This window comes from Bacillus sp. 3255 (genome assembly GCF_031456485.1).
In the GTDB taxonomy this organism is placed as follows: Bacteria; Bacillota; Bacilli; order Paenibacillales; family NBRC-103111; genus Paenibacillus_E.
Genome location: NZ_JAVDUS010000003.1, coordinates 124,239 through 138,162 on the forward strand (window position 1 = coordinate 124,239; position 13,924 = coordinate 138,162).

13 protein-coding genes are annotated in these 13,924 nt (G+C 44.8%); 9 read left to right on the forward strand and 4 right to left on the reverse strand.

Features of this window, described 5'->3' with window-relative positions:
- Nucleotides 1-150: 150 nt before the first annotated feature.
- The 4 genes from J2X61_RS05390 to J2X61_RS05405 are packed head-to-tail and all read left to right on the forward strand — an operon-like array spanning nt 151 to nt 4,105.
- The gene (locus J2X61_RS05390) at nt 151-1,617 is read left to right on the forward strand and encodes a spore germination protein (RefSeq protein ID WP_274469042.1); all 1,467 of its coding nucleotides are present in this window, start codon (nt 151-153) and stop codon (nt 1,615-1,617) included.
- Entirely contained in the window at nt 1,601-2,761 is a 1,161-nt protein-coding gene (locus J2X61_RS05395; RefSeq protein ID WP_310186437.1) for a Ger(x)C family spore germination protein, read from the forward strand. Before J2X61_RS05390 ends, J2X61_RS05395 begins: the two co-directional genes overlap by 17 nt.
- A gap of 1 nt (nt 2,762) precedes the next feature.
- Nucleotides 2,763-3,008, forward strand: a complete 246-nt coding sequence (locus J2X61_RS05400) for a hypothetical protein (protein ID WP_274469045.1) — start codon at nt 2,763-2,765, stop codon at nt 3,006-3,008.
- Nucleotides 3,008-4,105 carry a GerAB/ArcD/ProY family transporter gene (locus J2X61_RS05405; RefSeq protein WP_310186439.1) on the forward strand — a complete coding sequence of 366 codons (1,098 nt, stop codon included), beginning with the start codon at nt 3,008-3,010 and terminating at the stop codon, nt 4,103-4,105. The genes J2X61_RS05400 and J2X61_RS05405 overlap by 1 nt, the downstream gene beginning before the upstream one ends.
- A gap of 117 nt (nt 4,106-4,222) precedes the next feature.
- Here J2X61_RS05405 and J2X61_RS05410 read toward each other — a convergent pair whose 3' ends face one another.
- A complete protein-coding gene (locus tag J2X61_RS05410) occupies nt 4,223-5,068 on the reverse strand; it encodes an MBL fold metallo-hydrolase (protein ID WP_310186441.1) in 846 nt (281 codons plus the stop codon).
- Between the two features lie 273 nt (nt 5,069-5,341).
- Here J2X61_RS05410 and J2X61_RS05415 point away from each other — a divergent pair, with 273 nt between their 5' ends.
- On the forward strand, nt 5,342-5,545 hold the full coding sequence (locus J2X61_RS05415) for a hypothetical protein (protein WP_274469048.1): 204 nt from the start codon (nt 5,342-5,344) through the stop codon (nt 5,543-5,545).
- 231 nt (nt 5,546-5,776) lie between these two features.
- The gene (locus J2X61_RS05420; protein WP_310186444.1) at nt 5,777-6,199 is read left to right on the forward strand and encodes a GreA/GreB family elongation factor; all 423 of its coding nucleotides are present in this window, start codon (nt 5,777-5,779) and stop codon (nt 6,197-6,199) included.
- Between the two features lie 106 nt (nt 6,200-6,305).
- Here the strand turns inward: J2X61_RS05420 and J2X61_RS05425 are convergent, their stop codons facing one another.
- From J2X61_RS05425 to J2X61_RS05435, 3 genes are all read right to left on the reverse strand, one after another.
- Nucleotides 6,306-7,412: a Ger(x)C family spore germination protein gene (locus J2X61_RS05425; protein WP_310186446.1), complete on the reverse strand. Its 1,107-nt coding sequence runs from the start codon at nt 7,410-7,412 to the stop codon at nt 6,306-6,308.
- The gene (locus tag J2X61_RS05430) at nt 7,409-8,428 is read right to left on the reverse strand and encodes a hypothetical protein (RefSeq protein ID WP_310186448.1); all 1,020 of its coding nucleotides are present in this window, start codon (nt 8,426-8,428) and stop codon (nt 7,409-7,411) included. Before J2X61_RS05430 ends, J2X61_RS05425 begins: the two co-directional genes overlap by 4 nt.
- A gap of 71 nt (nt 8,429-8,499) precedes the next feature.
- Nucleotides 8,500-9,852 carry a spore germination protein gene (locus tag J2X61_RS05435; protein WP_310186449.1) on the reverse strand — a complete coding sequence of 451 codons (1,353 nt, stop codon included), beginning with the start codon at nt 9,850-9,852 and terminating at the stop codon, nt 8,500-8,502.
- Nucleotides 9,853-10,069: 217 nt separating this feature from the next.
- Between J2X61_RS05435 and J2X61_RS05440 the strand changes: the two genes are divergently transcribed.
- The 3 genes from J2X61_RS05440 to J2X61_RS05450 are packed head-to-tail and all read left to right on the forward strand — an operon-like array spanning nt 10,070 to nt 13,921.
- Entirely contained in the window at nt 10,070-11,410 is a 1,341-nt protein-coding gene (locus tag J2X61_RS05440; RefSeq protein ID WP_310186451.1) for a response regulator, read from the forward strand.
- Nucleotides 11,407-12,483, forward strand: a complete 1,077-nt coding sequence (locus tag J2X61_RS05445; protein ID WP_310186455.1) for a HEAT repeat domain-containing protein — start codon at nt 11,407-11,409, stop codon at nt 12,481-12,483. Before J2X61_RS05440 ends, J2X61_RS05445 begins: the two co-directional genes overlap by 4 nt.
- Nucleotides 12,476-13,921, forward strand: coding sequence for a glycosyltransferase family 2 protein (locus J2X61_RS05450; RefSeq protein ID WP_396135400.1), 1,446 nt, complete (start codon nt 12,476-12,478; stop codon nt 13,919-13,921). Before J2X61_RS05445 ends, J2X61_RS05450 begins: the two co-directional genes overlap by 8 nt.
- Nucleotides 13,922-13,924 lie beyond the last annotated feature (3 nt).

Sequence of the window (13,924 nt, forward strand, 5' to 3'; positions counted from 1 at the left end):
TCGTGCGCTGCGCGAGATGATCTTAAGGGTGTAAGTTCTTGTCTTTTTTGTGCTACATCCTTTTCAAGTAAAGAGGTAGAATAATCTACCCTTTTAAAGCAAATACTTCCATCATTATATCGATATTCATCTACCTTCGGAGGTTAATCCATGAAAGTGAGGCCTAATACGATCGATACCTGTGTTCTCAATGCCTTGGATGGACTATATCGGAGGTTCGCGGACAACGATCTACTCATCGTACGGCATCTCAAAATGGAGGAAGGCCGTCCGGTCGCATCCCTTGCTTATTTAAGTGCCATTGTAGACGAACAATTCCTCAATGGCGAGCTCATCGGCACGTTAAGTGATGACCATCGGGGTACAGCGGAACACAAGGATGCCTCGTATATGGAATTGATGAACCGCTTGGGCAAGGCCAAGCAGCTTATGCGAATGGAGGATGTCGTGCAGTTTATTTCGGATGCCGGCATCGTTCTTTTCCTCGAAGGTCGATTCGAAGCCTATGGCATCACACTGCCAGGTTATGAGACGCGTGCCGTAGAAGAACCGAAATCGGAAGTTAACGTACGCGGGCCGCGGGAAGGATTCACCGAAGATCTTCAGACAAACCTGGGTATGGTGTATCGAAGGCTAAAGACGCCAGAACTGAAATCGGTGGCAATCAAGATCGGGCAGCAGAGTCAAACGAAAGTGACGATCCTGTATTTGAAGAACCAGGTCAACGAATCGGTCTTGGCGGAAGTTAAAAAAAGGCTGAATGCGGTTCGGATGAACGTTCTTATCGATAGCGCACAGTTGGAGGAATTGATTCAGGACAGCACGTACTCGCCATTTTCGCAAATTTTGAATACAGAGCGTCCCGATCGGGTCATCACAGCGTTGAATCGAGGCAAAACAGCGATTATGATCGACGGGACTCCGAATGCATTACTCGCTCCGTCTTCGTTCACCGATTTCCTTCACCCCAGCGAAGATTTATATGAGCGGTTTTATTTTGCCAATTTTTTGCGGATTCTTCGATTAATCACTTTGTTTATTTCTTTGTTTGGACCTTCTTTGTACATCGCCTTAACCACATTTCATTTGGAGATGATTCCTACACCTTTAATGCTCACTTTCCTTTCGACGAAAGCGGGAATTCCCTTTCCCACCTTTATCGAGGCCTTGATCATGGAGGTCGCATTTGAAGTTCTTCGGGAAGCCAGTCTGCGGCTGCCTCGTGTAGTCGGACAATCCGTTAGCATTGTCGGTGCCCTCATTATCGGGGAAACGGCCGTCGATGCAGGGATCGTCTCGCGGCCGATGGTGATCGTGGTGGCCATGACAGGCATCGCATCGTTTACGATACCTCAGTTCAGCACCGCTATTTCGCTCAGGATGCTGCGTTTCCCCCTTATGTTTCTCGCTGCATCTATGGGTGTGTTCGGTCTTGCTCTCGGGATGTTTACGATCACTTTGCATTTGTGCTCGCTGAGATCGTTCGGCAACCACTACTTTGTTTTATTTGACGGCAAAGGGTGGCGGAACGTACTTGAGAGCTACATCCTTTTTCCGATTCAACATCGGAAATTAAAATCTTGGGGAGAGGATCAGCAGAATGATGAAGCTCGCTAGATGGACTTTGTTGCTCGGCTTGATGATATCGCTCTCGGCGGGATGCTCGACAGACATTCGGGAAATCAGCGATGTCGCTTTGGTGATGATTACCGGCATCGATTATGATAAAGAACAAAACAAATATACCTTTACGGCTTACAGTATTTTACCTTCTACCACCAGTATGGAGAACTCAAGCAAACAGAATGAATGGGTGGCAAGCGCACAAGGAATCTCCATTATGGATGCAGCCCGTAATTTGCGAAGCCGTGCGGGTAAAACGTTAGATTGGCAGCATGACAAATTTTTCATCATCGGGGAAGAAGCCGCGACACACGCCTTATATGAAATTATCGATTATATGACCCGATCTCGCGAAATCCGAATATCCAGCTACATCATCGTCAGCGAAGGGAAAGCAGCCGATAAGCTGGCAGTGAGATCGGAGACGAACGATCTGATTGCGAACGATTTTCTAGGGAGAACGACCAACGAGCATTTATGGGGCAAGAGCATCTCCTTGATGGTGAAAGACGTTTCAAATTTGTTTTCGAATCCTTACCGGGGGTTCGTGACTGGCCGACTAAGTTTGGATAAGCCGGTTAACAGTTCGAAGGAAGTGCTTCTCCTCAGCGGCGGCTCCGTATTTAACAAGGGTAAGTTCGTTGACTGGCTGAAAGGGAAGGATACCATAGCGGTTTACCTGCTCTCTAAGAAAAGAGAATGGAGCAAGCTGGAATTCCCGGTAATGGTCCAATTCAACTCCACCAATGTGACGATCCTCATGCAGTTTCCGAAGAAAACATTGCAATTTCGCCAGACGGACGAAGGCATGACGCTGGAAATTGACGTAAGTTTAAAAGCGGCCCTAATGGATATGGATCACCCTCTACAGTTGAGTAGACCGGGAGCCTTGGAGCAATTGGAGAAAGCGGCAAGCGAAGAGGTAGAGCAAATGCTCGCAGGCAGCTTAAATCATTTTCAAAAGGAATTAAAAGTGGACGTACTCGGTTTCTCCGATTATATCCGACAGCATCATCCGAGGGAGTGGAGCCGCATGAAAGCCAATTGGGATGAGCTGTACCCGGCGATTCCCGTGCATATCCATGTAAATGTGCAATTCTCTAGAATCGGGATGAGTCAAGTATTGGAGGGAACTTGAGATGATTGCAACCCTCGTGTGCATCGCCAACTTGTGTTACGGGCTCGGGCAAACGATTCGGATGTGGAGAAGGAGGCAGAAAACCGAGGCGATTGTGCTTCTTTCTTTAACGCTGTTTATCATAGGCTACTTTTTGCCGGCCACCGCGGCTTACTGGCCTACTGTGCAAAAAGTGAACAGCCGTATATTTCAGCCTGTCTCTGATTATGTGCTCCATCTTTTGCAAATTCATGTAGGAGAATTATAATGGCCGCTAATGAGAAAATCAGCAACTTCCAGTTCGGATGTCTTTTCTTTACTTATTTATCGGGGTTCTCGACACTATTTTTGTATGGTGCGAAGACTTTGCAGCAGGATGTGTGGATTTCCAACTTGCTGGCTACTTTTGGGGCTGTTTTTATAGTTTGGCTGATGAAGTATGTGCAGACTCAGCATCCAGCCAAGAATATGACCGAAATATGCGAGCTCTTGCTTGGAAAATGGCTAGGAAAAGCGATTCTCTTCGTTATCCTCTTCAATATCGTCGGACTTGTGGTATTGACGCTTCGGGCGTTGACTTTGTTTTATACGACGGCAATCCTGCCGTACACGTCACCGGAATTGATTATGCTGATGCTGGTGTTAGTTACGTCGTATGCCGTATTTCTCGGGCTTGAAACGACCGTACGTACCGTACAAGTCATTTTGCCGCTGTTTCTTGTCTCAATCATCATCATTTGCTTGCTGATCCTTCGAAACGTAGATACGAATCCATTAATTCCCCAATTTCAAAGCCGCTTCACGGATATCGTCTACGGTACGATGCTTTCATATGCCTTTCCATTCGCAAAATCTTTCGGCCTCGTCTTTGTACTGTTCAGCAAAGTCGCCAATCTGAAGAAGATTATGTCCACCTGCTTCATAAGCTTAATGCTTTCCTGTGTTTATTTATTGATTTCAACTTATTTAGCGATCGGTGCATTAGGCATGAATCTGATGAAGTCGTCTACATTTCCGTTCTTTTCGACAATCCAACTCGTTCGGATCGGCGTTTACTTGGAGAGGATCGAGATCATCATCATCGGAATTTGGACGATATTTACCTTGTACGAGACCATAATAGCCCATTTTTGGTTCATTCAGGTCTTCAGCAGTTTGTTTCGCATACGGGATACGAAGCCATTCATTTTGCCGGCTGGACTGCTATTTTTCTCCGTGGCTTTGAACAGCTTTGCTCGTCCTACTGAACTGGGAATTTATAATACGGCGATTCTTCCCTTTTCGATGTTGTTTCCCACCTTGATCTTGCCGCTCATCCTTGTCATCTTAACTGTATTTAAAAAACAAAAAGGCGATTTGCTTTAGAAAAGCTTGAGAAATCAAGCTTTTCTGCGTAGGGAAATCCGTGTCATAGAAGAATGCCAAATGTACCTAGAACGGGCAGCTTGCTTCCAATATGTGTTAATATATAACCTTAAAAGTTTAACTTGTCAGAAACCACGTAATAGCTTTGGTAAATTCGTTAGGCAGCTCTTCCACTTGGAGGTATTGTTTCATCGCCTCGGTAATTCGCTTTTCATCGCCACCGAATGAATCGACATATCGGGCCAATTGTACATACCGACTAATATCCTCATGGAAATCGCTGGCGCTTACTGGACGTGCATGCGATTCGACGTAGGTCTGAGCCGAATAACCGAGAATGCGTTCCATTAGCTGCAAGAAGATGCCGCTGGAATAGCGGTAAGGTCCGCCATAGATTCTAGGTCCAAGGGCGTCCCCTAAGAATATGGTTTTGTCTTCTCTAACAAAGAGAAGGCAGGAATCCTCCGCATGGTCGCCGCCGATATGCTCCAGCTCACAAACGACGCCACCGAGATCAAGCGTTAACTTGCTGTCAAATAACAAATCAGGCTCCATAATGGTTATGTCCCGGTTGTCACTGTACTCCAGTTGGATGTGGCGGGCAGTAGTTTCATTGATCACTCCTAAATGAATGAGTTCGTTGAGGGACTCATCTGTCCATGAGAGACCGGAAAGCTGGCTCAACCGCGTGGCAGTTCTTCGATTTGCGATCGCAGGAATTTTCCATTCAGACATGCCAAACGTATGGTCCCAATGCCAATGTGTCAATACCATCATCTCGGGCAAAGGGATTTGGTTCTGCTGAAGCTTCGAACGAAATTGGGCGGCGTGAGCAGGGGAATTGCCTGCATCCAGCAGCAGCGTTCTTCTTTCCCCAACAATCGCTGCAAGTAGGGGGCGGTCTGTTTCATGTTCAGCATGCTGTATCCATATATGCTGATTTATACGTTCAATATGGGACATTGTACTACTCCTTCTGTAAGAAATCTCATAGTTGTACTATAGCACTTCCAGGGCTCGATTGGTGAATGACTTCGTGAGGGACAAGTTGGATTGACATCCTTACCCCATAATGATATGTTAAACGAAACAAGACATTCTTCCTTTTGGGGCAGAATGTCTTGTTGTACTTTTATGGTTTTTTTACATTAAATGTATTTAATCTGTTGGGGGGAGATCATTATGCGAATTATATGAAGCTTTTAACTTGTAATTAAAATTCAGGAGGTAAAATGGATGATTCAGGTGAAGGAATTTTTAGACACGGATTCGTCGCACGCAGAGATAAGAGCAAATCAATTTTTGGCTGGTTTAACAGATGAGCAAGTTATTAATGTTTGCTACGGGTCGACGATGAAGTCCGTTTTTAACGGAGCAGAAGTCCAGCGTAGTGCGATCCTCGTTGTTTACAAATCGGGAGAAACAAATCCTAATAAATAAAACGAGGTGTTCTGACAAGGTGGAAACCTTCTTTAAATGGCTCTCGGCCATTTCGGTGTTGTGTATTGCAGCAATCTTTCTTGGCTTATTGCTACAGAAAGTTTGACTGGCGCTTGAAGAATGTTTCGAACCGTCTTTGAAACATAGTTGTTTTATTAAAATCTTAGGAGGTTTTGAAAATGAGGCAAACGTATCGAAATTGGAATTTAATCATATGGGGTGGAATCTACGATGAACCGTAGTCAAACGTCTATTCACCGTAGCCGCCTTGCTAAACAGCTTGTTTATTTGGATGAACAAGTACCATTTTTACTTGATAATTATCCATCTCACCTAAAGATGAGGATGCGAGATAGCATCGCTCAATATGTGAAAAAAATGGTGACATTGCTTGAGCTTGATGATGCTAATCTTGCTAATTCATTAAGTGAAATTACCCTTATAGGGAGCAGCGTGAAGCTCTGCTATGTAGATGAAGGAACTCACGAAGTATTTCAAGTAGTTTTTCCAACAGAAATAGATCCGGATCAAAATATAATATCATTTTTTTCCCCGATCGGGAGTCAATTGTTATTGAGATCTAGAGGTGAAGCTTTCGTTCTACGTACGCCTGAGGCTGAGTACTCTGTTCAGATTATTGAGAGTTCCAATTAGTTCGATTAAGCCAAGAAAATAGTTATTTTCTCATAATAAAAGGACGGCCGTAAGGCTGTCCTTTTTATATATTCCTACGCAGAGCTTCATCAGGAAACTCGCTCATTTATTTTATGACACCTGAACCCAGTATTTTCAGTTGAACATTCACGTTCATGGGGATGGAGGGATAGAGGGCAGTCCATTGCTCCCAATCCTGATCAGAGATATGGCCCATGGCCCTATATCGCAGACCGAATCCAATCGGATCCAAACCATTTTTTTGCATGAGCTGGAGAACCTTTTCTACACGTTCTTTGACTTCCAGTCCGGCAACTTTTTGCAAGCTGCTCCAATCTTCCGTGTAGATAGGACGTCTGGATTCTTCCACCATGCCGTTCAACGTTAAATTCATCTGGATGGCTGGAGTTCCAGCCGAAACACCCGATATGGCATACTTAACTTTTAATTGGTTTACCGCGATATTAAACGAATTATTTTCCTGGATGGTGTGTATATCAATGTTGCTAAAGCCTCTAACCAATTCATTGACTATCCTGGTATGATCCGGTGACAGAAAGACTTTGGCTTTTTGTTTGTCTAACAAAGCAATATGATTGATGTTGTAACTTTGATTTATCGGTTGAATGACAGGAAGATAACCATCTTTCCCCCTCTCCGTCATCCTTCTGTGCAGATCAGATAAATTTTCCGTCATCAAATATGACGAATCTGTACCTTCATTATCAAAACTTAAGAATAGGGAATTGCCAGGCAATCTCTCGGAGATGACCTTAATGCTCAGAACTTCTTTGGCACTTGGATCGCCAATCGCCACGGAAGCGATTTTCTGGATGTCTCTCCGACGCAAGAACCAATCCAGCGGCGTTTGGATATCCTGAGTAGCGAGGGATTTGCCGAAAATAATGACTTTAGCGTGACCGAAATCCAGCTCCTTGTCCACTTTGGACTTCAGTAGACGAACTGCTTCGGTAATTGTACCTGCATCCTGTGATATCATTTGAAAATTATTGGTCTCGCCTGGCTCGATCCGTGGGGAGGCAATCCCGAGCTTAAGCGTTACACGATAAGGCTTCTCGGGATTATCCGAGAGATCGACACCGATGCCCAGAACGAAAAAGCGCTTATCCAAATCTTTAAATCCGCAACTGCTTGTTATCATCAATACGATGAAAAGAGCAACAAGCAGCGCGTTTGAGCCTAAGCGCTTCATCGACTTCGCCTCTTTCCTAACCCGTATACCAGGATAACGAGCAGAATTTCACTTGGTAATCGAAGCTGGAACCAGTCTGACGCTACCTCGATATATTGTTTCTCATTGAAGAAGTAGGCAGAGAGTTCGCTTAAGAACAAAAAGATAAGGACGATTCCCTTGGGCACCCAAGGTTTACGCCATAGTGATAACGATGAGGATGTGGTTGGAAGAATTGATTTGATTAATTCCGCACTAACATGCCAAGTCATCGTAATAAAAAGCAGCGCGATGCAAAAATACAGCAGCAAGAAGATAAATAAAACGCGTTCTACAAATCCAAACTCAACTCTCATAGAATCGACGGTACTTGCCCAAGTATAGTTATAGTCATCGACACCGATTGTGCCATGATATCCGATCGGTACGACAAAGGTCGTAAGTATGACCAAAGCGCCAATAACGGGGATGGTCCACGTATATTTCAACTTATTATCGGCTTGGATGCAGCGGTTAAAGATGGCCCAGTTGACATATCCGGTAAAGATGTAAGTCACCGCTGCAAAGGAATTCCACGAGGGCAGCCCCAACGAATAATGACTCATTACTCGAACGGCACCCCAATCCATGTTCGTATTGGTCAATGCTTTGAATAAAATAAACCCGATTAGCGGGAGATTGACAATGAGGATGATCTCTAGGATATAAAGGACTGTCTGTGAGTTGTTATTTGCCGCCAACGCGCACGCGAGCCCCACAAAGCCAATTAAGATAAATAGATTTAAGTCAGGATTCACAAATCTTTGAACGATTCGGCAGTAGGATACCAGAACCATACCTCCTGCTGAGAACCACATAAAACCCAGGTAGAGTAACAAGATCATGTTGATGCTCTTCGGCAGATGCAATTTAAAAATTTCCGGTAAGCCCATCCGGTGGAAACGCATCATCGATTTCGTAAAGAAAGAGGCAAGAATTGGCCCAATGACGATACTAAGCAGCGCTGCCGGGATAGCACCGGTGAACCGCTCGTTCATAAGGATGCGGGGAATGAAAAGGATCGTATTGGTGAGCATACATAAGATAACCGGGTAATAGTAGTACCGGTTCACATGGGATCACCTTCTTTGATGGAATAGCTTGCTTTTTTCTCGCGCATATAGATTTTCAAATAGGGCTCGCCAAAGCTGCGCAGACTAGCAAGATAATTGACTAATAGAAACATGCCTACTACGATGCCTACAACCCCGAACAATGCAGCAAATACGATGAGTACGAACTTGACAAATCTCATGGCAAAGCTCATAGCGTTAATCGGAATCACGAAGTTTGAGATCGCTACAGCTGATGTAATAATGATCATGATGCTGCTCACAAGCCCAGCTTGCTGCGCGGCTTGCCCCAAGATGAGGCCGCCGACTGTGGTCGCAGTTGAGCCGATGTATTTAGGTAACCTTAAACTGGCTTCAATTAAAGCTTCAATCATAAAGAGCATGATAAAAACTTCAATATAAGACGGATAGGGAACAGCTGCCCTGCTTCCTGCTATAGATAACGTTAGCTGTACCCGCAATATTTCAGGATTATAAGAGACAATAGCTACGTAGAAAGCCGGCAGCGTAACGGTAATGAGCAGCGAAATATAGCGCAATATAACGAGAGACTTCGTAATCCAAAAGGACTGATATAAGTCGTCCATCGCCGACATAAAGTCGAAAAAAACGCATGGAACAGCAAGAGCATAAGCGGTACCTTCCATCAGGATCACGATTTTCCCTTGTGCCAAATTCAAGACGGTCCTGTCCGGCCGCTCCGTAATCATCATTTTGGGAAACAAAGAAATCCGGGAATCGTTCAGCAGTCTTTCCAACTGTCCGGAAGCTTGCACGAGGTCCACGTCGATAGCTAGTAATTTACTTCGAACCTGCTCAAGCAGCTCCGGCTTCGTGTGGGTAGCATCGTACATCAGGATGATTTCTGTTTTACTCCAATGCCCGACCGTAAGGGCCTCACTAGATAAGCTTGCTCGTTTGTATCGGGAGCGTATCAACGCCATATTCGTATGCAAATCCTCCGAGAACGATTTCGAAGGCCCAAGGATCGTGTTTTCTGTCTTGTTCTCGCCTGGCTGATCATTTAATGAACGTTTTGCCGAAATGCTATAGATCTTGTCATAATAGATGATACAAGTATGACCGAGGAGCAAACGCTTTCGAATATCCTCCGTGTCCGCAACGACTTCAGCTCCAAAGGAAAACAGCTGTGCTTCAAAGTAGTCAAACGCATGACTGTTGTTGAACGGAACGGAAACATATTTGTTAATCACGTTGATATCCACAAGGGTTGATAAGTAAAGGATGTCGATTTCAAATGAAAGGTTTCTCAAATGAAGCGTTCGTAAATCAACAAGTGCTGGAAACATGAGTTTGACTCGTTCTACAATTAAGTTGGTTGTCGACATTGGGCATATTTCTCCGATTTATGTATGAACATGATATACAGTCTATCCATTTTGGATTTGACTAAACAGAATTCGCAGAGTGGGGGGCGGAAAATGTAATTTTCTGGATAAATGGAATTTTTATTATGTCCATTTTGTGGTTGTTCAGTTTTTGTATAGAGGATTATGTTATAATTTCTCGGAACCTGTCGAATTCAGTTAAAGGTATATATCTACCTTGAAAATAACAATTTTTTGTAAAGATATGAAGGTGAACAATGGAATGAACGAACTGTTAACGAGAAATCGACCGCTTCTATGTTCGGTAAGTGATGTCCAGATGACAGAATTTATTCAAATGCATCTAGGCATCGATTGCTGTATGCAACCCTTTGAACCAGATCCGGTATCTGAGTTGATTCCTCAGTTTGACAGAATGAATCCAGATTGTGCGGTTGTTCTCCTGAACGAAGCAACAAAGGACAATTTGACTGAGTGGATCGATCTAAGACAATATTGCGATACGAGACACATTCCCTTCGTTATCCTTATGGACAAAGATGACAAAGAACTTAAATGTGCGTTGTTAGCCGATGCGGTATTGTTCCAGCCGGTAGATGTAAAGGAGCTTCAATTGGTTATAAAGAAACTGCTGGAGAGAAGACAGCGGATTCTTGATCAAATTCTCATCGATCCTTTAACAGGAGCGTTCAATTATCGATATTTGCAGCGTGAAGTTCAAACACAGCTCAATGATATGAAACGGTCTCATGAGACATTTTCGATGGTATATCTAGAGGTTGATCCTAAGCCGTCGATAGATGCCAAGTGCAGGCATGCTTTGACCAAAGGGCTTGTGGATTTTATTCAGGGCAGCATACGACCGACGGATTGCATAGGGCATCATGCTGTAGAAGGATTTGTAATGATTCTGCCTAAAACTGTAAAATCTGACGCCTTGAAATTGATGCATCGGCTGACCGCGTTGTTTTCCAAAGTACCTATCGATACGCCGCGGGGGACGCTTTATGGTTCCTTCTCGGCGAAAGTACGGGAATTTGTTGATTCTAATAGGTCGGCGGACGAGTGCTTGAAGATGATGCCGTTCTCGAATGAGACGGACCCTACTGAGCGCTCGGGATTGGTGTTGGATGGCACGATGAACGATAATGAAACCAAGACCCGCAAGCTGATGCTGGCTATTATCGACGATGACCGATTGATCCGCGAGATGTTAAAGCATCAGTTCTCGGATATCGGAGAAAGCCTATATGACGTCGAAATTAAGGAGTTTGCCGATGGAGAGCAATTTTTCAACGATCCATGGCATCGGCAAAATGAACGCTATATCGTAATTATCGATCGGATTATGCCTAAGATGGATGGACTGGAAGTCCTGCATAAAATTCGTACCGGGTATGACAGACGCAGATATGTATGCATCATGCTCAGCAGCAAAGGGTCGGAAACCGATATCGCCATGGCGATCCAAAGGGGCGCCAACGATTATATGGTTAAGCCTTTCAGCTTGAAGGAGCTTCGCGTGAGAATTAAGCGGCTTGTAGGTGGTTTGCGATGACGCAAGTTTTAGTTTTTCTATTAACCGTCATCTCGCTTGGATTACTTCTGACGATCTACTTGTATTTGCTTTGCCGGAAATGGTTGAATCAGCGGCGCAGGAATAAAAAAGAACGCTGGTTAAAGGTCCAGTCCCATGATATAGACATATATTTATTTACCGGATATGGAGCCGAATCCTTCGTTCCCGAGAAGGAGTATCAATATGAAGCTTTGGAAGACACGTTTAGTGATTTCCTAAGTAACGTTAAGTTCGAGAAGGACTTCGGACCGATCAATGCTTATGTGGAACGATATTTTGCGCCATGGTATCGCAAGCGGCTTCGCTCTCGGTCCTGGAGTGTCCGAATGAATACATTATATTTCATCAACCGTTTCAACATGGATACGATGCAGAATGACTTGGTTCGCCATTTATCCAGTAAACAATGTTCTGCGGAAGAAAAATTGGAAATTTTACTTATACTCGCGGATTTCGAATACAAAGCTCTCCTGGAGCTTATGAAAGATGTAAAGGAGCTTCCGACCTTTTCGCTGAACGAGCTGTGGAGCCGGCTTGTATCTCAGGATAACGTGGATACGTATGTGGATGGCTTCTTTGAATATGACGGTTCGTGGCAGGGGGCTTTTCTCGAGGCTGTTCGGGACAAGCATTTGCGTTCGGAGAAGCTGCAGCAGCTGCTCGAGCAATTAATTGAATCGGAGCAACGCGAGCTTCGAGTCAAGGCGTTAAAGACGATTGGTTCCCTTGGTTATATGTCTTCCGTCGATACGTTCATACAGTGGTTGGAAAGTAATGAAGCCAAGGGGATATGGGATCATCCGCAGGCGACTGGGGAGAAGCTGATGGCAGCGCGGTTAATGGGAAGCATCCGGCATGATCGGTTCATTCCCTATCTGAAAAAGTTGATCGGGGATAAAGCGTATGGCGTTCGGGCGGAGGCAGCCAGAGCACTGCGGCAGTACCGACAGGGTAAGAGTATGCTGACCAAGCTGGCGTACAACCATCCCGATGCGTTTGCCCGTTCCATTGCCCAAGAATGGATAGAAAGGAGTCCTGATTATTATGAATGAGCTGACGGATTTATTCCGAATTCCGCTCCTACTCCTCAACAAAGCCATCTTCATCTATTTCATCGCTATTTGCTGCTTTTATTTGTTATTGTTCCTTCTATCGTACAACCGTTTGGGAAAACAGAGAGGGCTTCATAAAGTCGAACCTTACAAAAGAATGAAGAATTCTTCATTTACCCCGCCATTATCTATCATTGTGCCTGCCTATAACGAAGAAATGGGGGTGATCGGTACGATTTTGTCACTGATCACCGGCAGCGGAAGGCTGGATTACCCGCAATTTGAAGTGATCGTTGTGAATGACGGCTCGAAGGATCGAACGCTGCAAAAAGTGATCGAGCGGTTTCAGATGGTACCGGTCAAAAACAAAGTGCACCAAAAACGAAATGGCATAGAAACCAAATCGATTCGAGAAGTGTATCACTCCGAAATTTATCCGTTTTTGATTCTGATTGATAAAGAAAATGGCGGAAAGGCCGATGCATTAAATGCCGGCATCAATATGTCCAAATACCCTTACTTCGCTTCCATTGACGGGGATACCGTCCTCGATCCGGATTCGTTCCTCAAAATCATGATGCCGATTGTGGAGCACGCCGATGATGAAATATTAGCTACCGGCGGGAATGTTTTAATTGCGAATGGGAATACCGTCGTGAAAGGACAGGTCCAGGAAACGAAGCTTTCCCGCAATCCTTTGGTCATGATGCAGTGCATTGAATATATGAGGGCTTTTTTGATGGGACGCATCGGTTTAAGCCGGAATAATTTGCTGCTCGTCATCTCAGGTGCTTTCGGTGTTTTTAAAACGCAGCGGGTCATTCAAGCAGGGGGCTATAAGGCAGATACGGTCGGTGAAGATATGGAATTGGTCGTACGGCTTCATAGGATGAATATAGAGCAAAAGTGGGGAGCCAGAATCGAATATGTAGCCGATCCAATCTGTTACACGGAGGCACCTGAGTCGATGAAATATTTGTACAGACAGCGTACACGCTGGCACAGGGGTTTATTCGAAAGCTTGTGGACCCATCGTCGGATGATGTTCAACAAGAAGTATGGCCTTATCGGGTTTATTGCCATGCCCTTTTATTTTTTTGTTGAGTTTCTTGGTCCGCTGGTCGAATTTTTCGGTTATGTAACATTAATTGCCGATCTGATCATGGATCGGGTGTTCATTCAATACGCGCTGATGCTCTTCGCATTAATGGTTGTGTACGGATCGTTCTTATCCATGGGCGCGGTGCTGCTCGAGGAGTGGCGGCTCGGGAAATATCAGAAGATCTCCGAGCTGAACTGGCTGCTCTTGTATGCTCTTTCGGAGGCTTTCTGGTACCGGCCGCTGCTTACGGTATGGCGTGTACGAGCAACGTTTGCCGTGCTTTTCGGAAGAACGCAGGGCTGGGGCGAGATGCAGCGTAAAGGGGTTTCAGCTTAGAAG